This window comes from Pantoea sp. C1E2 (assembly GCF_056491465.1).
In genome coordinates, this window is sequence record NZ_JBSZHT010000002.1 from 2,912,348 (window position 1) to 2,936,003 (window position 23,656).

The 23,656-nt window shown below is 55.2% G+C and carries 19 protein-coding genes and 1 tRNA gene; 1 reads left to right on the plus strand and 19 read right to left on the minus strand.

What is annotated here, in order from left to right; translation table 11 throughout:
• Positions 1 to 12 precede the first annotated feature (12 nt).
• The 19 genes from ACXI0A_RS14035 to ACXI0A_RS14125 form a co-directional block, all read right to left on the minus strand.
• Positions 13 to 459, minus strand: coding sequence for a GNAT family N-acetyltransferase (locus ACXI0A_RS14035; RefSeq protein ID WP_224931456.1), 447 nt, complete (start codon positions 457 to 459; stop codon positions 13 to 15).
• A 322-nt stretch (positions 460 to 781) separates the two neighbouring features.
• Positions 782 to 1,294 (minus strand): winged helix-turn-helix transcriptional regulator, encoded by a 513-nt coding sequence (locus ACXI0A_RS14040; RefSeq protein ID WP_476148222.1) that lies wholly within the window; start codon positions 1,292 to 1,294, stop codon positions 782 to 784.
• 141 nt (positions 1,295 to 1,435) lie between these two features.
• Positions 1,436 to 2,752, minus strand: coding sequence for a 4-aminobutyrate--2-oxoglutarate transaminase (gene gabT / locus ACXI0A_RS14045; protein WP_224931454.1), 1,317 nt, complete (start codon positions 2,750 to 2,752; stop codon positions 1,436 to 1,438).
• A gap of 115 nt (positions 2,753 to 2,867) precedes the next feature.
• Positions 2,868 to 4,001: an amidohydrolase gene (locus ACXI0A_RS14050; protein WP_476151038.1), complete on the minus strand. Its 1,134-nt coding sequence runs from the start codon at positions 3,999 to 4,001 to the stop codon at positions 2,868 to 2,870.
• Between the two features lie 7 nt (positions 4,002 to 4,008).
• Positions 4,009 to 4,935: an NAD(P)-dependent oxidoreductase gene (locus ACXI0A_RS14055; RefSeq protein WP_476148220.1), complete on the minus strand. Its 927-nt coding sequence runs from the start codon at positions 4,933 to 4,935 to the stop codon at positions 4,009 to 4,011.
• Entirely contained in the window at positions 4,935 to 5,780 is an 846-nt protein-coding gene (locus ACXI0A_RS14060) for a GNAT family N-acetyltransferase (protein ID WP_476148218.1), read from the minus strand. Before ACXI0A_RS14060 ends, ACXI0A_RS14055 begins: the two co-directional genes overlap by 1 nt.
• A gap of 113 nt (positions 5,781 to 5,893) precedes the next feature.
• Positions 5,894 to 7,558: an ATP-binding cassette domain-containing protein gene (locus ACXI0A_RS14065; RefSeq protein WP_476148216.1), complete on the minus strand. Its 1,665-nt coding sequence runs from the start codon at positions 7,556 to 7,558 to the stop codon at positions 5,894 to 5,896.
• On the minus strand, positions 7,555 to 8,406 hold the full coding sequence (locus ACXI0A_RS14070; RefSeq protein ID WP_224931447.1) for an ABC transporter permease: 852 nt from the start codon (positions 8,404 to 8,406) through the stop codon (positions 7,555 to 7,557). The genes ACXI0A_RS14065 and ACXI0A_RS14070 overlap by 4 nt, the downstream gene beginning before the upstream one ends.
• Entirely contained in the window at positions 8,406 to 9,359 is a 954-nt protein-coding gene (locus ACXI0A_RS14075; RefSeq protein WP_476148214.1) for an ABC transporter permease subunit, read from the minus strand. The genes ACXI0A_RS14070 and ACXI0A_RS14075 overlap by 1 nt, the downstream gene beginning before the upstream one ends.
• Before the next feature lie 27 nt (positions 9,360 to 9,386).
• Positions 9,387 to 10,991 (minus strand): ABC transporter substrate-binding protein, encoded by a 1,605-nt coding sequence (locus ACXI0A_RS14080; protein ID WP_476148212.1) that lies wholly within the window; start codon positions 10,989 to 10,991, stop codon positions 9,387 to 9,389.
• 104 nt (positions 10,992 to 11,095) lie between these two features.
• Positions 11,096 to 12,373, minus strand: coding sequence for an FAD-dependent oxidoreductase (locus ACXI0A_RS14085; protein WP_476148210.1), 1,278 nt, complete (start codon positions 12,371 to 12,373; stop codon positions 11,096 to 11,098).
• A 10-nt stretch (positions 12,374 to 12,383) separates the two neighbouring features.
• Positions 12,384 to 13,052, minus strand: coding sequence for a haloacid dehalogenase type II (locus tag ACXI0A_RS14090; RefSeq protein ID WP_224931440.1), 669 nt, complete (start codon positions 13,050 to 13,052; stop codon positions 12,384 to 12,386).
• A gap of 32 nt (positions 13,053 to 13,084) precedes the next feature.
• Entirely contained in the window at positions 13,085 to 14,554 is a 1,470-nt protein-coding gene (locus ACXI0A_RS14095; RefSeq protein ID WP_476148208.1) for an aldehyde dehydrogenase family protein, read from the minus strand.
• Between the two features lie 396 nt (positions 14,555 to 14,950).
• Positions 14,951 to 16,408, minus strand: a complete 1,458-nt coding sequence (locus ACXI0A_RS14100) for a succinate-semialdehyde dehydrogenase (protein WP_476148207.1) — start codon at positions 16,406 to 16,408, stop codon at positions 14,951 to 14,953.
• 222 nt (positions 16,409 to 16,630) lie between these two features.
• A complete protein-coding gene (cbl, locus tag ACXI0A_RS14105) occupies positions 16,631 to 17,590 on the minus strand; it encodes an HTH-type transcriptional regulator Cbl (RefSeq protein WP_100700908.1) in 960 nt (319 codons plus the stop codon).
• Between the two features lie 187 nt (positions 17,591 to 17,777).
• Entirely contained in the window at positions 17,778 to 18,695 is a 918-nt protein-coding gene (gene nac / locus ACXI0A_RS14110; RefSeq protein ID WP_476148206.1) for a nitrogen assimilation transcriptional regulator NAC, read from the minus strand.
• Between the two features lie 566 nt (positions 18,696 to 19,261).
• Entirely contained in the window at positions 19,262 to 20,284 is a 1,023-nt protein-coding gene (locus ACXI0A_RS14115) for an ABC transporter permease (protein WP_224932019.1), read from the minus strand.
• Between the two features lie 23 nt (positions 20,285 to 20,307).
• The gene (locus ACXI0A_RS14120; protein WP_476148204.1) at positions 20,308 to 21,792 is read right to left on the minus strand and encodes an ATP-binding cassette domain-containing protein; all 1,485 of its coding nucleotides are present in this window, start codon (positions 21,790 to 21,792) and stop codon (positions 20,308 to 20,310) included.
• Positions 21,793 to 21,824: 32 nt separating this feature from the next.
• Positions 21,825 to 22,748 carry a sugar ABC transporter substrate-binding protein gene (locus ACXI0A_RS14125; RefSeq protein ID WP_224931431.1) on the minus strand — a complete coding sequence of 308 codons (924 nt, stop codon included), beginning with the start codon at positions 22,746 to 22,748 and terminating at the stop codon, positions 21,825 to 21,827.
• 507 nt (positions 22,749 to 23,255) lie between these two features.
• Between ACXI0A_RS14125 and ACXI0A_RS14130 the strand changes: the two genes are divergently transcribed.
• A tRNA-Asn gene (locus tag ACXI0A_RS14130) sits at positions 23,256 to 23,331 on the plus strand.
• Positions 23,332 to 23,656 lie beyond the last annotated feature (325 nt).

Here is a 23,656-nt window from a genome sequence, read left to right on the forward strand (position 1 = left end):
AAAACTCCGTTATCAGGAGAGAGGAAATTCCATCAGTTTTTGTGGATCCTGCACCACTCGCCAGCCAAGGCGTTGATACAGCTGATGGGCATCATTAGTGGAGAGCATCCAGCGGTGCACGGTGGCGAGTTCCGGGTGTGCTCGCACACAGGTCGCCAGCCAGCTACCCAGACCATGACCCCGCCAGTTTTCATCAATCATCACATCGCACAGCCAGCCGAAGCGGGTGTAATCCGTCACCAGTCGCGCGAAGCCAATCTGCTGTTGCTGATGGTAAACACCAAACGGCAACGAACCGGCAAATGCGCGCTCGGTTTTGGCGCGGGGCTGCGCGTTGGCCCAGTAAGACTTTTCAGTCAATTGCTGGTGAATGTAATCCATATCAAGGCGCTGACGTTCGGTAGAAATGGTGAACTCGTCGCGCTGCCATTGATGATCGACAAGGGTTAATGTAGTCATGGCAACTCCTTGTAAAGCGATAAATTGAGTGTACGGATATGCAGGAACCGGGCGCGCGTGAAGCCACGACCTGAACAGTAAAGATAAAGGGAATTTACGGCAGAGAAGAAATTTTATGCTGTAGGGTCAAGCCACGTGTTGCCGCCCTCTCCCACCCGCGAGCAACCGCGCCAATCGATGCAGCGGGCTACATTCCAATGGCGAGGTTAGCTGAAACGAAAAAATAGGATCTGAGGGGGCGGAGAATCACATTCCAGTATCGTCAGTGCAGGGCTTAGTGGATCCCTTCTCCCACAACGGGAGAAGGTCTCATGAGGGGACATCAGACACTAAAATCAACTGAGTTATGCTTAGCAATCAGCGATCGCAGGGGGACCGTGCTTTTCATGATCGGGGATTTGATCACGATATAACTGAAGTATTTATCGATGCCGATCTGCGCGTCGAGCATCTTCTCAATCACTTCCTGGTAATGCTCAATGCTGCGGGTAATAAAGCGCAGCAAATAGTCGTAGCCGCCGGTGATCAGATGACACTCCATCAGCTCATCCACATCGCGAACCGAATTTTCGAATTTCATAAAATCTTCGCGGCGATGGCCTGAGAGCGTCACTTCGGTAAACACCGTGACGGAATCGGTAATTTTGGTCAGATTGATGTGGGCTTCATATCCGGTAATGAACCCGGCCTGCTCCAGGCGTTTCACCCGTTGTAAACAAGGGCTGGGCGAGAGTCCTACGGCGTCGGCGAGATTGACGTTACTGATACGGCCATCATTTTGTAATTGCACCAGAATGTTGATGTCGATGCGGTCGAGTTTCATTAAGCCGTTCATAGCACCCCTCATTGTTGACCAATCGCGCAGGTTGTTACGATGGTATATCACGCTTTGACGTGGCGGCGCTAGCGTCAGCGCGCACCACGTTTTATTTTGGTCCAGTGAATAATTCCAGAAATATCAATGAGGAAGCGGGATTTATCCTAAGCGACCGCTCGCCCGTGCCAGCGCAATATCAAAGATATGTAACGCTTCTTCCAGTTGAGAATCCGTAGTCACCAGTGGCGCGAGGAAGCGCACCACGTTGCGGTGTAAGCCGCACTTAATCAGCAACAGACCTTCCTGGCAGGCACTATCGAGAATCTTTTGCGTCATCGCTGCGTCAGGGCGTTTAGTTTCGAAGTCGATGATCTCCACGGCCTGCATAAAGCCTACGCCACGTACCTCACCGATGCAGGCGTACTTTTCCGCCAACTGCCGTAACCGCGCGTTGAGTTGTTCGCCCAGTTGATTACTGCGTGCCAGCAGATTGTCATGCTCCAGCAAATCGAGCACCGCCAGTGCCGCAGCACAACCCAATGCGTTACCGCCGTAAGTGCCACCCAGACCGCCAGGGAGTGGCGCATCCATGATGGCTGCTTTGCCTACCACGCCGGAAATCGGCAGACCGCCACCGAGGCTCTTCGCCACCGTGACTAAATCTGGCGTGATGCCCAGCTGTTGGAAAGCAAACATGGTGCCGGTGCGACCAAAGCCGGTCTGCACTTCGTCGAGAATCAGCACAATGCCGTGTTTTTCGGTGATGCGACGCAGCGCCTGCATAAAGTTCGCGCCCGCTGGCAGGAAGCCACCGTCGCCCTGAACAGGCTCAATGATGATCGCGGCCACACGCTCCGGCAGGATCTGCACGGCAAACAGCTGCTCCAATGCTTGCAGGCAGTCATCATCGCTCACGCCGTGGTAAGCGTTAGGATAGGGTAAACGGTAAACCTCTGATGCGAAGGGTCCGAAGTTCTGTTTGTAAGGCTGGCTCATACCGGTCAGCGTACAGCCCAGCAGCGTACGGCCATGGAACGCGCCATCAAAGGCGATAATGCCACTGCGATTGGTGTGCGCACGGGCAATCTTCACCGCATTCTCTACCGCTTCCGCACCGCTGGTGAAGAACACGCTTTTAAAGGCCTCACCGTTGCCAACCAGCGCATTCAGGCGCTGTGCCAGTTCGATGTAACCTGGATAGGCGACAACCTGGAAACAGGCGTGTGATACCAGCCCGAGCTGTTTCGTCACCGCATTCACTACCGCCGGGTGATTGTGCCCCACATTGAGCACGCCAATCCCGCCGACAAAATCGAGATAGCGATTACCCTCGACGTCCCACACTTCACTGCCTTTCGCCCGCTCAATCACCAACGGATGCGCGGTGACCACACCACGTGGCACGTTCTTCTCACGTGCATCCAGTAACAGGCCGTTATCGGTATAGGTTTGCTGCTCCGCCATGACATTCTGCATTGTAAAAATCCTCATCCACGTAACGTTCGGTTGGCTCAAGTATCGCAACCCGTTGGTTTCTCACGCTGCCGTAATCGGTATGGCAGCAGCATTTCGTTTCAAAATCATCTGCCAATCAGCAGGGAAATTCTGCACGCAGCGCGTGGCGGGCGATGGCCGTCAAAGTCTGAATACCGTGCGGGATCAGTGCGTCGTTAAAGTCGTAGGAAGAGTGATGCAGCGGCCGGCTCGGTGCCGAGCCGACCCACAGATAGGCACCGGGTTTAGCCTGCAGCATAAAGGCAAAATCTTCGGAGGTGAGTGCGGGTTGTCTGGCTTGTTCAGCAGGGATGCCCGCCTCATGCAGGGCATCCAGCGCCACTTGTGCAGCACCCGCATGATTGACCGTGGCCGGGTAATAACGCAGATAGCTCACCTCTGCCTGCAGACCGTGTGCCGCCGTGACATGTTGCGCCATTTCACGCAGGCGGCTTTCAATGATGTCCTGCGCCGCTGGGCTGAATGTACGTACCGTGCCGGTGATACTGGCTTCCGCTGGAATCATATTGTGTGAGAAGCCGCCCTGCATGCGCGTCACCGTCAGCAAACCCGGCTCGCACGGATCAAGCGCGCGCGCCACCAGCGTGTTGAGCTGTACCACCAGCTCACTGGTGGCCAGCAAAGTGTCACGCGTCAGGTGTGGCTGTGCCGCATGCCCGCCACCGCCCTTTACCGTGATATCAAAACGATCCGCCGCCGCCATGATGGCACCCGGCCGCGTCTGCACTTCGCCCAGAGGCAGTTCAGGCCAGTTATGCAGGGCGAATACTGCATCGCAAGGGAATTGCTGGAACAGACCGTCATCAATCATCGCCTTCGCGCCGGATAAACCTTCTTCCGCTGGCTGGAAGATAAACACCAGCGTACCGTCAAAATCGCCCTGCTGGGCCAACTGGATAGCCGCGCCCAGCAGCATCACCGTGTGACCGTCATGACCGCAGGCATGGCAGATATTGTCATGCACACTTTTCCACGCCTGGGTGCCGTTATCCTGCATCGGCAGCGCATCCATGTCCGCACGCAAACCTATCATGCGTGGGCTATTCCCACGTTTGAGTACACCCACCACTCCGGTTTTTCCCAAGCCGCGATGCACCTCAATACCGTGCTCCTGCAGCACCTGCGCCACAATGTCACTGGTGCGATATTCCTGATAGCCCAGCTCGGGATGGGCGTGCAGATCCCGTCGCAGAGCGACTAATTGATCCAGTTGCATATCAGTATCCCCGGTTGCGATCGATAAGGCCGACCATCGGTTCGCCGCGTTGATAGCGACGCAGGTTCTCGAGTAGTGCCGCCACGGCACTGTCAGTTTGCGTCTGGCTGGCAATGTGCGGTGTCAGCCAGATAGCCGGATGCTGCCAAAAAGGGTGTTCAGGTGGTAAAGGTTCAGGGTCAGTGACATCAATCACCGCTGCGCTGAGTTGCCCGCTGCCCAACGCCGTCAGCAGATCGGCATCGTTCAACTGCGGACCGCGTCCGACCTGCACCAACGCGGCGCCGGGTGGCAGCTGTGCAAACAGTTCGGTATTGAGTAAGCCCCGGGTGCTGTCAGTGAGCGGTAGCAGGCACACCAAAATGTCACTGTGTGCCAGAAACTCACCGAGCTGCTCTGCGCCATGCCAGCAACGCACGCCATCAAGTTCACGAGGTGTGCGACTCCAGCCTGCGCAGTCAAACCCCAGCGACGCCAGTTGTTTCAACGATGCCTGACCGAGTTCTCCCAGGCCCATCACACCAACTCGACGCTGGTTAGCGGTGCGAATCGGGTGGGTTTGCCATTGTGCCGCCCGTTGCTGCTGGAAATAGCGCGGCATGTCGCGATGTAATCCCAGCACGGCAAAGGTGACGTACTCCACCATGCCCTGCGTCAGACCGGGTTCAATCATGCGCACCACCGGCAGGTCTGGCGGCAACTGGCAGAGATCAAACTGATCGGCTCCGGCCCCCACTGACAACAATGCTTTCAGGTTGGGGAAGGTGTTCATTACCTCTTCGGGTGGCTGCCAGGCCACCAGCAGTTCGACCTGCTCGGCGTCACCGACATCCGGCCAGATATGCATCTGCACATCCGGCGCATGTTCGGCCAGCCAGCGCTGCCAGTGCGCACCGCGCGTGGCTTCAGATTTATAAACGATATGCATCAGGCCATCGCCTGGGTCATCAACCCAAACGCCTGCATCTCACCATGTTGCGGTGACCACGGCATTCCCCGATACATGGTGGTCGGCGCATCTACCTTGACCAAACCCAGGCTCTCCAGCCAGCTTGCCAGTGGCAGCGCGCTGTCGGTGTCGATGCGGATAAACTCACCGCCCAGCCCTTGCATCAGCGCGGCCACCAGCGCCTGCGCGACCTCAATGTTGCGCGCAATCACCGGGCCAATCGCCCAGCCGTGACCAAAACGGCGCAGGCTGGCAAAGCCCTGTACCTGCTGCTGCGGGTCTTGCAGTAATACCGTCTGGTGATCGGCAACAAGCGTTTGCATCAATTGCGGGCGCCACATGCCGTGCGCCTGATGGTCCAACTCAGTGAGCAATTCAACGTCATCGGCCTCAGCATTGCGCAGCGTTAACCCTGTCGGGATATTGACGGCGGGCACCGTTGCCAGCTCACGCGTCTGGTGCTGCTGAATGGTGCCTTTCACCACAAAACCCAGCTTTTCGTACAGCCCCTGGCCCATTTCGGTAGCATGCAGGCGAATCACGCAATCCGGGTATTTCTCCATCACCGCCAGCATCAGCTGCTTGCCGATACCGCGTCCCTGGCACTCAGGATTCACCACCACCAACCCAATGGTTGCCGCGCTCTCTCCCCAGCGCCAGCCAAAGGCACTGCCGACAAATTTACCCTGCTCTTCCGCCACCACACCTTCACCCAGCGCCAGCGCCTGCTGCCAGTCTTCGCGGCGGTGCGGCCATTTCAGCTGTTGGGTGATGGCATAGCCATGTTCAATATCATCCTGCGTCATGGCGCGTAATGTGATCATTTGCTGCTCCTTTCTTGTAAAACACACCAGCAACGTAGCGGCGCAATTTATTGTGCGAACGTTTTCGCCATTGAGATGCGCGATGAATCGCGCCGCTAATAATGCCGGGATTTTTATTCTGCCTTCAGCACTTCTTCATGCTCATCCAGCCAGCCTTGACGCAATTCCGGTACGGCCCGCTTCAGGCGTTCGAAATAAAGCTCACTGGTGGGTTTATCATAATCAGCACGGGAAATCTGCGTCACGATGCGACCGGATTTCATCACTACTATGTCGTCACAGACGGCGCGTACCGCGTGCATGTCATGACTGATAAACAGCACCGACAATCCCAGCTCGCGGCGCAGTTCGCTGATCAGATCCAGCACGGCAGCGGCAACCACGGTATCCAGTGCCGAAGTCACTTCATCACACAGAATCAGATCCGGCTCCGCCGCCAGCGCACGCGCCAGATTGACGCGCTGCTTCTGACCACCCGACAACGCCCAGGGACGTCGCCACAATACCGTCCGCGGCAGTTTCACCAGATCCAGCAGTTGATGCAGACGGCGCTGCAGTTCCGGCCCTTTCAATCCGTGGAACAACGTCAGCGGACGAGAAAGAATCCGCTCGACGCTGTGTGCCGGATTGAGCGCGGTGTCTGCCATCTGGAACACATACTGGATACGACGCAGTTCGTTATCCGGGCGCTTATGCATATCGCCGTTGATATAGTGACCATTAAACAGAATATGACCGTGGCTCGGCGCATTGAGCCCGGCAATGGCATGTGCCAGCGTGGTTTTACCGGAACCCGACTCGCCGATGATGCCAATCGCCTGCCCTTTCCACAGCTTGAGGTTGATGTCCTCCAGAATCAGCGCTTTCGGTTTCCCTTCGCTGTCACGTGGGCCATAACCGGCACTGAGGTCGCGCACTTCCATTAACGGTTGCGCATCGGCTTCCGCGCAGGTCCAGCTGCTTTCGCGCTCATTCTGACGCGCCGCGGCCATCAACAGTTGGGTATATTCTGCCTGGGGTGCGCCAATCAGCCGCTCAGTGGTGCCGTACTCGGCCATTTTGCCGCGCAGCAGCACCAGAATGCGGTCGGCCATCTGAGCCACCACTGCCAGATCGTGACTGACATAGATAGCTGTGACGCCGCGCTGTGCCACCACTCGACGAAACGCTTTTAGCACTTCAACCTGTGTCGTGACATCCAGGGCGGTAGTCGGCTCGTCGAGGATCACCACGTCAGGATCGCCAATCAGCGCCATCGCCGTCATCAGGCGCTGCAGCTGACCGCCGGAAACCTGATGCGGGAAGCGATCGCCAATGGTGTCAGGATTCGGTAATGCCAGCTCACGAAACAGCGAAACCGCCTTCTCTTTCGCCGCTTTGCGCTTCATGGTGCCGTGAATCACCACCGGTTCGATCACCTGATCGATAATACGCATACCGGGGTTAAACGACGCCGCCGCACTCTGGGCGATGTAGGCCACCTTGTTGCCACGAAATTCGCGCAGCTGCCCCGGCGATAAGCTGCGCACGTCGGTGCCCGCCATATGGATGATGCCGTCAGCGATGCGACAACCGTGGCGTGCGTAGCCCATCAACGCCATCGCGATGGTGGTTTTGCCCGATCCCGACTCCCCAATCAGCGCCAGCACTTCGCCTTTTTGTACGGTAAAACGGATGTCTGAAACCAGATCGATCTCTTCACCTTTGTCGGTCTCCGCGGTGACGCGCAGGTTTTCGACCGAAATCACTGGCATAGCAGTATGTGGTGTCACGTTCATGCTCCCTCCTTCGCCAGCGTCAACGGGCGCATCTGCTGCAGGCTGTCGATAAACAGGTTGGCACCAATGGTCAGGCTGGCAATGGCGACCGCAGGCATCAGCACGGCGGGCGATCCATTAAACAGGCCCTGCAGATTTTCGCGCACCAGCGTACCCCAATCGGCATACGGCGGTTGCACGCCCAGGCCCAGGAAGCTCAAGCCACTCAGCAACAGCACGATGTAAACAAAGCGCAGGCCAAAATCGGTCAGCATCGGGTGCACCATGTTCGGCAGAATGTCGTGAATCGCCACGTACCAGCGACTTTCACCGCGCAGTCGGGAGGCGCGCACATAATCCATACTGCGCAGATTACTGGCCATGGCGAAGGCGATACGGAACGCGCCCGGCCAGTAGGTGAATATCGCCGTCAGGATCAGCATCGGCAGCGATGAACCAAACACCGCCACAATCATCAGTGACAGCACTTTGCCCGGCAGCACCAGCATCGCATCGTTAATACGGCCCAGCAGCTCTTCCAGCCAGCGTCCGGCTACTGCCGCCAGCAGAGCCAGCAAGGTGCCGATCAAACTGGCACCCAGCGCCGCAGTTAACGCCAGGCCGATCGAGAACTTGGCGCCATACAAGATACGACTGAGGATATCGCGTCCGAGATAATCGGTGCCGAGCAGGTTGTCCGCGGTCATGCCACCGAGCATCGGACCGCCACCAATATCGTCGATGTTATGCGGTGCCAGCTGGTTGCCCAACAGCGCCATCGCCAGCCAGAACAGCGAGATCAGCAGGCCGATACGGCCCGAGATCGATAGCGCCTGAAAGATTCGTACAGGAAGCAGCAAGCTATTCATCAGCTCCTCCATTTCGGGTTAAAGGCGATGGTCAGCACATCCGCTATCAGCAGCAGCACCAGATAACAGGCGGCAAACATCATCACGCACAGTTGCACCACCGGCAGATCGCGATTACTCACCGCATCCACCAACGCACTGGCGAGGCCGGGATAGCTGAAGATCGACTCGATAATGATCACGCCGCCAAACAGGTAAGACAGGCTGAGCGAAATGGCATTGGCAATCGGACCCACCGCGTTAGGCAGTGCGTGACGCAGCACTGCACGCAAGGGTGACACCCCTTTCAGCAGTGCCATTTCAAGATAAGGGCTGTCGAGCTGGTTAATGATGGCGGCGCGCGTCATGCGTGCCATCTGCGCCACCAGCACGCAGCACAGTGTTAGCACTGGCAGTGCGTAGGCTTTCAGGTAGCTGATCAGATCCATATCGGGGCTGCCAAACGACATCGCCGATACCCAATGCAGTTTGACCGCGAAGATCAACACCGCCACGGTCGCCACCAAAAACTCCGGTACGGCTACCGTCGCCATGGTGGCGATCACCAGGAAACGGTCCAATGCCGAACCCCGGTTCATCGCCGCAAGAATGCCGATCACCAGCGCCAGGGGCACACAGATCACCGTGGTGATGCCCGCCAGTTCCAGCGTGGCGGGAATACGCTGCCCCACCAGCTGCGTCACCGGCAAATGACTGGCAAACGAGGTGCCGAAGTCACCGTGCAGCATCCCACTGAGCCAGCTGAAGTAGCGCATTAATAATGGCTGGTCGAGACCCAGCTGCTGGCGTAACGCCGCCACCGTTTCCGGCGTGGCGTTTTGCCCCAGAATCATCTGCGCGGCATCGCCGGGCAGCAGGCTGGTGATAAAAAACACCACCGCCGAGACGATAAGCAAGGTCAGGATGCCCGCGCCTGCGCGCCGGGCAATCAGAAACAACATGTATCGGTTCATCGGCGTTCTCCTCTGACGGATGACGGATTAGGCTTTCAGCCAGGCAAACTCATGGAAGCGGTAACCCATCATCATGCCGCTTGGCCAGGCCTCAACACCGCCCACCTTTTTGCTGTAACCGTCGAGGGTACTAATAAAGGTTGGGATGATGGTGCCACAGTGATCATAGATCAGCTTCTGCATGTCACCGTACATCTGCTTGCGTTTGCCCTGATCGCGCTCGCCGCGTGCTGCTACCACCAACTGGTCAAACTGATCGTTCTTCCAGCCTGATTCGTTATTGGCGGCGCTCGACATATAGAACTGTGAGAACAGCATATCCAGCGTTGGACGTGGGTTGATCGAGCCATAACCTATCGGGTCTTTGGTCCAGTGGGTCGACCAATAGCCGTCATACGGCACACGACGCACTTTAATGTTCAACCCGGTATTTCGCGCCACCTGCTGGATCAGCTGACCACCTTCTACTGCACCTTCGATGTTTGGCGTGGTGATGATCTCCACCGTCGCGCCTTTCATCCCGGCTTTCTCAATGTGGAATTTGGCTTTTTCGGCATCCAGTGGACGCGGTTTGAGATCGGCATTGAACAGCGGATGCCACGGCGGTACTGGCGTATCGTTACTGATATCGCCATAACCCTGCAGCACCGTTTTCAGCACGATGTCGCGCGGTTGCAGATACTTCATCGCCAGCACGAAATCTTCGTTGCTGCCCGGCTTCATGTCGGTGCGGATGATCAGGTTGGTGTACATCCCCGCCTTGCTTTCCAGCACGGCAAAATCCTGAGTGGCTTTGAGGCGATTACTGTCGGCGGCGCTCAGAGTGGAGACGATGTGCAGATCACCTGACATCAACGCATTGACGCGGGCTGCCTGATCGGTCACACCCAGCAGTTCGATCTCATCCAGATGCGGCAGGCCTGGTTTGTAGTAGTTCGGATTCTTCACGCCGACTGATCGCACGCCCGGTGAGAACTCTTTCAGCTTAAACGGCCCGGTGCCAATGCCTTTGCTGAAGTCTTTGGTGCCATCCTGCACGATCAGGAACGGGGCACTTGCCAGCATGTAAGGCACGTCAAAGTTGGCGCCACTCAATTCGAGCGTGACCTCATTGTCATTCACGGCGGTAAAGGTTTTGAACTGATCGGCCAGCTTAAAGGCGTTGGAGGCGACAGCAGGGTCTTTGTGGCGGCTGAGTGAGTAAATAACGTCTTTGGCGGTAAGCGGTTTGCCGTCGTGGAAGGTGACCCCTTTGCGCAGTTTGATGTGCCAGGTGACACCGTCAGTGGACTCCACCGATTCCGCCAGGCCAGGTTGAATCGCCAGCTTTTGGTCGAGTTCAGTCAGGCCGCTATAAACCATAAACTGACGGGTGTAGTCACCGCTGTTGTTGCCTTTGGCCGGGTCGAGTGTGTCGGTCGCGGAGGCGTTCGACATAGCTGCGCGCATCTTGCCGCCTTTCACCGGCGTTTCAGCCGCAAAACTCATCTGCGGAAAACCTATCAGGCCGCTGCTCATCACTGCACCGGCAGACAACAACTTCATCAGGCCACGGCGTGACATTGACCCTTCGGTCAGCATCCGCGTCAGGGCCGGATTCACAGCGTCAGACTCTTTATTGAATTTACTCATCTGCACACCCTCAATATGAAAAGTTGTTTATTTCAAAATCATCACTGGTTCCGTGCGACCTGAGGCAATGCGCAATAAATTGCGCTTCTGGTCGCAGCCAATGATCAGGAGAGCCGATCCTTAGCCTTGTAATACAGCCCCGCGAGAGGCAAAAACCAGGGTTTCCCGTGGTAACCGGGCAGTGCAGGCCATGCATCGCGCTGCCAGGGATTTTCGTTACGTTTTTCGGTCAGTAAATCGGCCATCACCCGTCCCATCCACACCGACATCTGCGTGCCGTGGCCGCTATAGCCGAGTGAATAGAACACGCCATCGTGCTCACCCGCATGCGGCAGGCGATCGGAAGTCATGTCCACCATGCCGCCCCAGCAGTAATCGATGCGCGATTTGCCCAGCTGTGGGAACAGTGCGGTCATGGCCGCACGCAGCACTTCGCCGCTGCGCGTATCCGAGGTCGGGTTGCTCACCGCGAAACGCGCGCGCCCACCAAACACCAACCGACGATCGGCGGTGGTGCGGAAGTAGTTGCCGATATTCAGTGAAGTCACGTAAGTGCGATCGTTGATCAGCACCTGGTTAAGTAACTCATCACCCAGCGGTTCGGTCACCACGATGAAACTGCCCACCGGCACGATACGGCGCTGGAACCATGGGAACGGCCCCTCATTCGACACGCCGGTGGCCATCATCACTTTTTCCGCAATAATTTCGCCTTGTGCGGTGGTGACACGATGGCGATAGCCATCCAGACGCGTTAAGCCGGTCACCGCGTGATGCGGGAAGATCTTCGCTCCGGCTCGGGCCGCCGCATTGGCGAGGCCAATACCGAACTTGCCCATGTGCATCTGGCCGCCGCGTTTTTGCAGTAAGCCGCCATGGAAGGCATCGCTGCCTACTTCGCGGCGAATCTCATCTTTGCCGATCAGCTCGATTTCCGGATCGACGGTGTCGCGCATCAGTTGCCAGGCACTGCGTAAGCTCGGGAAGTGCGACGCTTTGCTGGCGAGTTTGAGCTTGCCGCACAGGCGAAAATCGCAATCAATCTGCTCTTCACGCACCAGCTGCTGGACGTAACTCACGGCGTCATCAAAAGCACGGTAGAAACGACTGGCCTGCTCGATCCCCTGACTGGCCACCAGCGAGGCAAAGTTTTGCGACACGCCGGTATTGCAGTGTCCGCCATTTCGCGCGGAGGCCTGGCTCATCACGTTGCCACTTTCCAGCACCACCACGTTAATGCCCTGTCGTGCGAGGTTCAGTGCGGTTGAGATGCCGGTAAAACCGCCGCCAATCACCACGACGTCGGCAACCGACGGCAGCGATCCACTCGCTGCGCCGGTAAACACCGGTGCAGTGGCTTGCCAGAATGATTCGAGTTTCATCGTGTCGTCCTTACAGTCCAACTAGCGCAGGTAAACCACCAATGTCTTTCAGCTCGGTGTAACCGTAATAAGGATTGGCCGGCTCGTGGCCGCGATTGATCCAGGCTTTGTGGGTAATTCCCAGATCGTGAGCCGTCATCAGGTCATAACGGAAACTGGAGGAGACGTGCAGAATTTCATCCGGACGGCAGTCGAGTTTTTCAAGCATGTACTCGAAGCCCTTCATCTGCGGTTTATACGCGCCCACTTCCTCAGCGGTGATCGCTAAATGGATTGGCGCACCCAAACGCGGAATATGGTGTGGCAGCAGATCGTTCATTGAGTTGCTCAACAGCACCAGAGGGAACTCTTTTGCCACTTTTGCCAGACCGGCGGGGACATCAGGATGCGGTCCCCAGGTTGCACAATCGGTGTAGATAAAGTCGCTGTCCGCTTGCGTCCACGACACGCCCCATTTGTTGCAGGTACGCTGGATGGCGTTGCTCACCACATCGTAATAAGGTTTCCATGCCCCCAGCACTTCATCCATGCGATAACGGGAGAAATCAGTGGTGAAGGCGCTCATTTCAGCCTCCGCGACACGGTCTTTGAAACAGCGTGCGGCTGCGCCTGCCATATCGAAGTTGATCAGGGTGCCGTAGCAGTCAAAGGTGATGAATTTCGGTTTAAACAGTGCCATGAAGCGACCTCGTCGTTGTCTGAAATGTGGAATTAGAAATCGATTAATACGCTCTTCTGGCGCTGACAGGCCTGAAATGCCTGACGTCCCAGATCCTTGCCAATACCGGAGCCAAGGAAGCCACCGGTAGGAATAATGAAATCGCCGGATCGACCGTAGCGGTTGACCCATACGGTGCCGGATTCGATAGCGCGCATGGCTCGCATGGCACGTGGCAGACTCAGCGTATGGACGCCCGCGCACAGACCGTAGGTTTCATGTGCCGCCAGCGCTAAGCCCTCTTCTTCGCTATCGAATTCCTGCACGGTCAGCACTGGACCAAAAATCTCCTGCTGCACGGCCGGGTTATCAGCCGCCACACCGCACAGCAGCGTGGGTTGCCAGAACCAGCCTTCCGCGGTATCCGCAAAGCGCTCACCGCCCACTAACACTTCTGCGCCCTGCGCTTTGGCTTCGGCGATCACTGAAGCCACCTTCTGGCCCTGACGCTCATCAATCAACGGTGCGTAACGGCTGCTGTCCTGCCAGGTGACCCCCGGCTGCGGCTGCTGGCAGAGCGCCACCAGTCGATCCAGCAGCGGTTGGGCAATGCCGCGCTGTACGATCAAGCGGGTGCCTGCGACACAGGCCTGGCCACCGTTAGCGGTGAATCCCCGCAGAATACGTTGGGCCAGCACATCAATATCGCCAGCATCATCGAATACCAGCTGGGGGCTTTTACCGCCCAGCTCCAGTGTCACAGGCTTCATACCGTGCTGAGCCACATCACCCATAATGCGGGCGCCGGTGGCGGTGGAGCCGGTGAACGAGACTTTACGCACCAACGGATGTGTGACCAGCGCGCTGCCGGTCACCGCACCGCTGCCTTGCACAATGTTTAATACGCCAGCCGGTAATCCGGCCTGCACCGCCAGTTCAGCCATGCGCACGGTGGAAAACGGGGTCAGCTCAGACGGCTTCAATACCACCGCATTGCCTGCTGCCAGCGCCGGGCCGCATTTCCATGACGCCATCGACAGCGGGAAATTCCACGGAGTAATGGCGCCAATCACGCCGTACGGCTCCGAAATCAGCATGCCGAGGCTGCTATCCTGCGTCGGGAACAGGTCGCCGCTGTATTTGTCTGCGCACTCGGCGTAGAAACGAATCGCCTCAGCGGTGAACGGAATTTCATGCTGTACCACATCGCTGATGGGGCGCGTTGATCCCAGCGCTTCGAGCTGAGCGAGTAACGCATCGCTTTCAATCAGATCGGCCCAGCGGCGCAGTACCTTGCCGCGTTCACGGGGTGGGCAGCTGCGCCAGCCGCTGGTTTTCAGCGCCTGATGCGCAAGGGTAACGGCACGATCCACATCTCCAGGCTGCGCTTCGCTCAGTTCGGCATAGACTTTGCCATCGGAAGGACGTTTTACGGCGAAACGCGCCCCCTGGGTAGTGACATGCTGACCACCAATATAATGGCCAGCAGGAAGGGAAACTTTTTCAGGGTCGAAACTTAACATGGAAAATTCCTTATTTGTTACACCCATCACATGTGCGCTTATTAACGATTTGCACCACATTTATCTGTCACGTAAATAAGCTAATGCAGAAAGTATGCCAGCCCAGTGAAAAATTAAAATGCGTAAAAAACAGCCCAAAAAAATTTTCTGCCGTATTGAAGAGCGAAATTTTGCGGAATTGCCGAAGGAATAAACAGATGATTTACTTCACAAAATTCGTGCATCGCGGCGGTGCAGCTCGCATGAAACTTGCACTAAAACGGTGACAGGTGAGAAAAGCATGACGTAGCGCACAAAATAAAACAGCGCCGGTCACCTGAGGTCACCGACGCTGTTGTTAATACGGCACGCAAAATGTGTACCCTACCGAAGGGCCGCCATTAATGGCGGCAGTGATTATAAACTGCCAATATGGAACGTTTTCTGCTCAAGATACTCTTCAATTCCATAACGCGATCCTTCACGACCTAATCCGGATAATTTAATTCCGCCAAAAGGCGCGGCATCTAATGAGATTGCACCGGTATTAAATCCGACCATACCAAACTCTAATGATTCCGCTACGCGCCAGGCACGACGTATATTCTCGGTAAAGAAATAGGCCCCCAATCCGTAGGGCGTGTCATTCGCCATTTGAATGGCTTCCTCTTCGGTATCGAAAACAAATAGCGGTGCCACGGGTCCAAAAGTTTCTTCATGCGCAATACGCATACTGCTGGTGACGTTGCCGAGTACGGTGGGCTCCACAAAAGTGCCGTTGGGGGCGCTGATGCCGCCACGCAGCAGGGTCGCCCCCTGACTGAGCGCATCATCAATATGGCTATTCACCTTCTCAACGGCGCGTTCGTTAATCAACGGCCCGATGGTGCTACCCGGCGCGAAGCCGTCACCCACTTTAAGGGTCTCCACCGCTGCCAGCAGTTTTTCGCTAAAACGCTCATAGATACCGCGTTGCACCAAAATACGGTTGGCACAAACACAAGTCTGCCCGGCATTACGGAACTTACTCGCCATTACGCCGGGAATGGTGATATCCAGATCGGCATCATCAAACACAATCAGTGGCGCATTGCCGCCCAGTTCGAGGCTGAGGCGCTTAATACTGTCGGCACTTTGTTGCATCAGCAGCTGGCCGACGCGCGTGGATCCGGTAAAGGAGATTTTGCGCACCGTGCGGCTGGCAGTCAGCGTGCTGCCGATTTCGGTGGGCAGACCGGTAAGTACTTGCAGTACGCCAGCGGGGAAACCTGCCCGTTCTGCCAGCACCGCCAGTGCCAGAGCCGACAGTGGCGTCAGTTCAGAAGGTTTGACGATGATCGGGCAACCGGCGGCCAGCGCGGGTGCCACTTTGCGGGTGATCATCGCAATCGGGAAATTCCACGGCGTGATGGCAGCCGCCACACCCACCGGCTGCTTCAATACTAAAATACGACGATCTTCACTCGGCGCCGGAATGGTATCACCATAAATGCGACGCGCCTCTTCAGCGAACCACTTCACAAAGCTGGCGCCGTACAGCACTTCACCTTTGGCTTCAGCCAGCGGTTTACCCTGCTCGGCGGTCATGATGATCGCCAAATCGTCAGCATTATCGAGAATCAGCTGATGCCACTTGTCCAGTAGCGCCGCGCGTGAGGCGTTGGGGGTTTTGCCCCAGCTGGCACGTACTGATTCGGCATAATCTATCGCCTGCTCTGTTTCGGCCGCACCCAGTGCCGGAATGGTGGCTATCTGCTGCTGGGACGATGGATCGATCACCGGTAGCGTGGCCCCTGCATGCGCATCCTGCCAGTGTCCGCCAAACAACGCCTGCTGGCGTAACAGTTCTGCATCTTTGAGTTGAATCCGCGACATTATCATCCCCTTTATCCTGTTCATTTCACTGTAACGTGGCGCAGCAGTGCAGGATGTTTTTCTGTGGGGTGGAAACCTTTCAGGTGTGTGTTTTGCGGCGGGAAAAGAAATTTTATGCTGCAAGGGAATGCGTCATTGCTTATGGTGCGGGTTGTGGCCAGGTGCGCATGAATGCGCACCCTACGGGGGAATGTAAGGTCGCCATTTATGGCGACCACTGCATCAAATCTGGAAATCGATAGCCGGTTCAGACTCCGTTTCATAGGAGAGCGCCTGACGTTTAATCTCCTCCAGCGACAGATTGGCATTACACAGTTCCAGGAACTGCCAGACGTAATTTCGTTGCAACTGGCCGCGCTTCAATCCCAGCCATACGGTATTGGCATCAAACAGATGATGAGTGTCGATTTTCACCAAATCTTCACCTTCATAGATGTCGCACGCCTGGTCAGCCAGGATGCCGACGCCAAGACCCAACTCAACATAGGTTTTCACCACGTCGGAATCCTGCGCGCTAAGCACGATATCCGGCTTAATGCCCGCCGCCTGGAACGCACGGTCAACACGTGAGCGCCCCGTGATCCCCTGACGATAAGTGATCAGTGGATAGCGGCTCAGACTGGCCAGCGTGACCGGTTGATGTTGCAGCAATTCATGGTCATGCGGCACCAGTAATGAGTGATGCCAGCTAAACCACGGGAAAGCTGCGAGGCTGCTGTTGTTCACCAGCTGCTCGGAAGCAATACCAATGTCAGCTTCACCCGCCAGTAACATCGCCACAATCTCCTGCGGCGATCCCTGATTGAGTTCAAGACGCACATTCGGATAGAGCTGACGAAACGCTTTTATCACGCGCGGCAGGCTATAACGTGCCTGGGTATGCGTGGTGGCAATCGTCAGCACGCCGCTGGTTTCATTGGTAAACACATCCGCCAGGCGACGTACTTTGCCAGCTTCATCAAGGATGCGTTCAGCAATGGTCAACAGCGCCTTGCCGGGTTCTGTCATGCCTAACAGTCGCTTGCCACGACGAATAAAGATCTCGACGCCGAGCTCATCTTCCAGATCGCGAATATGACGACTTACCCCAGATTGGGAGGTAAACAATGTGTTCGCCACTTCTGTCAGGTTGAATTCGCAACGTGCTGCTTCACGTATAATTTTAAGTTGCTGGAAATTCACACCCTTTCTCCTGTTCCCTGCCCTGTTTCGTCCATGTTATGAAGTTGGTGTCATTGCAGGAAATAATAAAAAACGGTGTGTTATGCGGAATAGTAATAAGGAGGGTCGAACATTTGCGTGGAGGGAGGGCTATTAAAGCTTGATGAGTTTGCCCCAGCCTTTGAGAACTGGGGCAGAGAAGAGGTGATTAACCGACCAGCATCAATTCACGCTCTTCCGCCATCGGCTTATTCAGCAGTGACAGCAGGATATTTTTCACTGCCTGCGCCGATGGTGACAGCGGCAGACGCGCTGAGATATTCAGCGACAACGGCAGATTCAGCGATGGGCTGTTAATGCGCGCCATCCACGCGTGAGTTGAACTCACCAGTGCGCGAGCCGCTGATTCTGGCAATACGGTCACGCCCATGCCGCTGGAAACCGCTGCGGTCAGGGTTGAGATAGATTCAATTTCACCGATGATTTTGGCACTCAGGCGACGCAGCGAGAATGCTTCATCTACACGTTTACGCACGGCGCTGTAGTCACGCGGCAAGAACAGGTTCATCTGCGCCACGTCAGCGAGATCGATAGTGGCGCTTGGGCAGGCGGTGGCCCCAACCAGATACAACTCTTCTTTCATCAACGGAATACTGTTAATGCCAGCAGTCGGCGCACGATCATACAACACCGCCATATCCAACTGTCCGTTCATGACTTTTTCATTTAAAGACGTGCCGCTGTTCTCATGCAGATACACCAGCACATCCGGGAACTGTTCACGTACGGTCTGCAGCAGCGGCATGGTGAGCGAAGATGCCGCGGTGCCTGGCGCCAGACCAATCGATACCTGGCCATTTAATGCCTGACCTGCGTTGATCACTGCGGTCTGCGCCTGCTCGCACTGGCGCAAAATGGTACGAGCGTGAGCATAAAGAATTTTGCCTGCTTCGGTTGGCGTCACGCCGCGCTTGGTGCGGATCAACAATTGCTGATCGAGTTCGTTTTCCAGCGTCGCAACTTGCTGGCTGAGCGCAGGCTGCGCGATGTGCAGCACTTCTGCTGCCTGAGTCAGGCTGCCGATATCGACGATTTTTACAAAGTACTTCAGTCGTCTTAAATTCATATTGCCTCCGTCAATCCCCGAATGCCCAGTATCTGGGTGTCTCAGCCTGCTGGCTTGTGTTCATGAAGTTGCAATATGCAGGCCAGGTTTATTCGAGCCGTGAAAAAGCAGTGCCAGAATATTCCTAACGGCACGGAAAATAAGCCTTTCTGATTACCTCTTAAGAGTTAATAAGCTGAGCACATGACGCAGAGTGATTAAAAACAAATCGAAATGCACCACCGTGGTGCGCAGTTTGCGTGGCAGATGTGCAAAAAAGTGATGACCGAAAGCGTCGCATTGGTGCATAACTCACAGAAACTGACCTAAAACGGTCAGAACGAAAGCAAACGCGGGGAAAGGAGCAGGATCAACCAGTGGGAAAACTTATTGTGAGGAAAGGCAGCTAAAGCGTAACAGGACTCAAGAAGCGGGGGTTTTGATTCCAACCTACTCAAAGCAGATACGCGAAATAATTCGCGCTGTAGCAAGGCGGCAAGCCCGTTTAGCCCTGGGAGCATAGATTACTATGTGACCAGGGTAAACGGGCGCAGCCAACGCAGCTACAGTGTGAAGTATGAAGCGTATCAGCGTTTTTTGCGGTTGCGGTGCATATCGATGGACACCGCTGCGACGATGATGATGCCTTTAATGATGTCCTGCACGTAAGCATCCACACCGACGAAGGTGAATCCGCTCTTAATCAGACCCAGAATCACCGCACCAATCAGCGTGCCGGTAATACGACCCACGCCGCCCATCAGGCTGCTACCGCCGATAACCGCTGCGGCAATCGCATCCAACTCGTACGCCATACCCATGCTTGACTGACCGCTGCTCACACGTGCCGCCAGCACCACACCCGCCAGGCCAGAAAGCGCGCCCGCGATGGTATAAACGATGATCAGATACTTATTAACGTTGATCCCTGAGACTTTGGCCGAGGTCATGTTGCCGCCAATCGCATACACATATTTACCGTAACGCGTATGTTTCAGAGCGATATGGAACAGGAAGGCCACCACCAGGAAGATAATCACCGGCATTGCACCCTGGCCGATGGAGGTAAAGCCATCTGACAGGAAGCTGATCGGGTTACCTTGCGTGTAGTACTGTGCCAGACCACGCGCCGACACCATCATGCCCAGTGTGGCGATGAATGGCGGGATACCGGTTTTGGTAATCAGGAAACCGTTCATCACCCCGCACAGCAAGCCGACACCAATACCGGCCACAATCGGAATGACCGCAGGCAGGTTCACCAAAGAAGGATACATCGGCGTCAGGCTGTCAGAAGTTTGTGCCAGACTGGCCGCCACCACCGCGGTCAGCGCAATCACCGAACCAGACGACAGGTCAATCCCCGTGGTGATAATGACCTGGGTCACGCCCACCGCGATGATGCCGATGATCGCTACCTGCAGCACAATCAACACTAAGCGGTTGGTGTTCAGCAGGAAAGATTGGTCACGCACGTACCAACCCGCAATTTCAAAAATCAGTGCAATACCTAACATCACCACAAAGATGCCGGTATCTTTCGGCAACTTGTGGCGCAGGTTGCCAAAGAAGGAAGTCGATTCCGCGGCTTGTGGAGCCGTAATTTTCACGTTACTCATAGATGTCTCGCGCCTCACTCGGATGCCAACGACAAAATGGTTTCCTGATTGGCCTCTTCTTTATCGAGGATGCCAGTTATACGTCCGCCGTGCATAACCATCACGCGGTCGCTCATGCCCAGAATTTCCGGCAACTCAGACGACACCATAATGATGGCGACGCCACGGTTAGCCAGTTCGCTGATTAAGCGGTAAATCTCGGCTTTTGCCCCGACGTCGATACCGCGCGTCGGTTCATCAAGGATTAGGATCTTCGGTTGCGCCAGCAGCCATCGCGCAATCAGCACCTTCTGCTGATTACCGCCACTGAGGTTGTTGATGATCTGATCCATGGTCGGCGTTTTAATATTGAGTTTGCGGATCTGCTCCATGCAGTCCTGCGCCATCTTCATGTGGCTAACGAAACCGGCTTTACTGACATAATCCGGCATGTTGACGATGCTCATGTTCTCCATCACCGACAACACCAGGAACAACCCGGACTTTTTACGATCTTCAGTCAGGAACGCCATGCCCTTCTCAATTGCCGTTGAGGGCGAATCGATTTTGACCGGCACGCCATCGATCAGCACTTCCCCGCTGTCGAAGCTTTCCATACCGAATAAACTTTCCATTACCTCACTGCGCCCCGCTCCCACCAGTCCGGCAACGCCCAGAATCTCGCCTTTGCGCACCGTAAAGTTGATGTCGGTAAAGCGATCTTTGCAGGTGAGATTACGCACCGTCAGCACGTCTTCACCAATTTCACCGTTGAATTTCGGGAACAGCTGGGTCAGTTCGCGACCCACCATCTGGGTTATCAGCGACTGACGGGTAAACTCTGAGGTGCTGTTACTGCCCACCCAGGTCCCGTCACGGAAAATACTGATCTCATCGGTGATCGCGAAAATCTCATCCATTTTGTGGCTGATATAGATGATGGCTTTACCCTGCTCGCGCAAATCACGGATGATGGTGAACAGATGTGCCACTTCGGTTTCCGTCAGGGCCGAGGTCGGTTCATCCATAATCACGATGTCGGAGTTCCATGACACCGCTTTGGCGATTTCCACCATTTGCTGGGAGGCGATACTGAGTTCGCCCACCATGCGATCCGCCTTCAGACGGATATTCAATCTGTTCAGTAACTCCTGCGTTTGCTTGTTCAGCAACGCGTGGTCAACAAAGCCGTACTTCATCGGTTCGCGACCGAGCCAGATGTTTTCAGCCACGGTCATGTAAGGCACCAGATTCAGTTCCTGGTGGATCATGGAGATGCCAGAACGCAGCGCGTCCATGGTGTCCTGAAACTGCACCGGCTCCCCTTTAATGCGAATGGTGCCCTTATCGGGACGATACATCCCGATAAGGCATTTCATTAAAGTGGATTTGCCCGCGCCATTTTCACCCATCAGGGCATGTACCGACCCCGGTTTAATACGCAGTGAGACATTGTCGAGTGCCTTCACTCCGGGGAAGAACTTGCTGATGCCTTCGGCTTCAAGCGCAAAAGCGGTCATACATCACCTCCGTACGGCTTTGTCGGGAACGATTATTTCTGGTTACGTGCTTCGAACTGCGCCATATTCTCTTTGGTGATCAGCTGGTAAGGGATGTTAATCACCTTCTCAACTTTCTCGCCATTAGCCAGTTTCACTGCAGCCTGGACGGCGCCTTCACCCTGGCCTTTTGCGTCCTGGAACACGGTGGCCACCATCTTGCCGTTCTTCAGCATCTGCAACGCATCCGGCGTACCATCCACACCCGCGATCAGGATGTGGTTCGGGTTTTTGCCCAGCGCCTGCAGCGCACCAATCGCCATCTCATCGTTGTTAGACGCAATCGCCTGAATGTCATCGCCTGCGGTCATCCAGTTACTCACTACGTCTACTGCGTCATTACGGGTGAATTTCGCGGTCTGTTTCTGAACCACTTTGATACCCGGATATTTAGCGACGACCGCTTCAACACCTTTGGTACGGTCACGGGTTGATTCGTTAGCCAGGTCGCCCATCAGAATCGCGACGTTGCCTTTACCGTTCATGGCTTTTGCCAGCGCTTCCATCTGCAGACGGCCCGCCAGCTCAGAATCGGAACCGACGTAAGCCATTTTGTCGGTCAGTTCACCTGCCGGTTTGCGGTTAACGAAGATCAGCGGCACACCGGCTTTCTTAGCGGCATCCATCAGCGGTTTAACCGCATTGGTATCCACCGGGTTGACGATGATGGCGTCAACGCCCTGACCGATGAAGTTTTGAATTTGTTGCAGCTGTTGGGAAACGTCGCCTTTCGCATCTTCGACCTGACCTTTAACGCCATCTTTGGTCATCTCTTTCTGCATCGCCGTGCGCAGAATGGTGAGGAAGTTATCGTCAAACAGCGCCATAGAGACGCCCACCTGAAGGTCTTTTGCCATAACAGCGGCAGGTAACATGCAAGCTAACAGGGAAGTCACTAACGCTTTTTTGAATTTCATAGGTAACCCTTCTTATTCGTTAACATTCGCAGGTTGGCTGATACGACGAATGAAAAATATTTTTTACATTCACTCAACGGCGCTGGCGTTATTTATCTGGTTGTAGAGGTAAGGCTTCTGGTCTGACGCTATCGTTTCGGCACTGCTTTTTCCTGCAACTATCTACTTATCAAAAGGTTATTTTCAAAATACCGTTTCAGATGCCAAAACTGATTTCCTTCGTGATGATAAGCAGTTCATTTGTTTCATCTGATCTTCATTTGAAATTTTCACCATAAAAGCACTGAAATGATTGTTTTAAAATCGGCAAATAACAAAACTTTGACACGCATCTAACATCTCAAAGGAAATGCGCTTAAAGTGAGATCTTGCTGGCAGTTTGAAATCTGAACGTTCAAGGCAGAAAAACAGCATTCCGCTGCTTTTACGCGCACTTAAACCAGAAGTGTGCGATCGGGCTTTGACATTGGGGATCGGCATCGCTAATATGCGCCTCGTTCACACGATTCCTCTGTAGTTCAGTCGGTAGAACGGCGGACTGTTAATCCGTATGTCACTGGTTCGAGTCCAGTCAGAGGAGCCAAATTTAGAGAAGCCCGCTCAGGGAAACCTGAGCGGGCTTTTTGTTTGTAAAAAAAGCTCGCTAGTAACGGATACGAGTCAAACTTTAGCTTAGGCAGATACCTGTGCCGTTGTTCCAGTCTATAGAGTTTGTCCAGCGGACACTTCATGGTTCCGGGGGTGATTGTGCAAGCAACGCTTGCACAATTTTGCATCCGACCAGGCTTTGGCGAAAGCGCGCATATAATTGAGGTTACGCGCTCAGAGAGCCAACTGTTGAAATGATCTAATAGACAGGTGGGATTATCATTTACCGCGAGAGATAGTCTAATCTCCAGGTTTGAGAT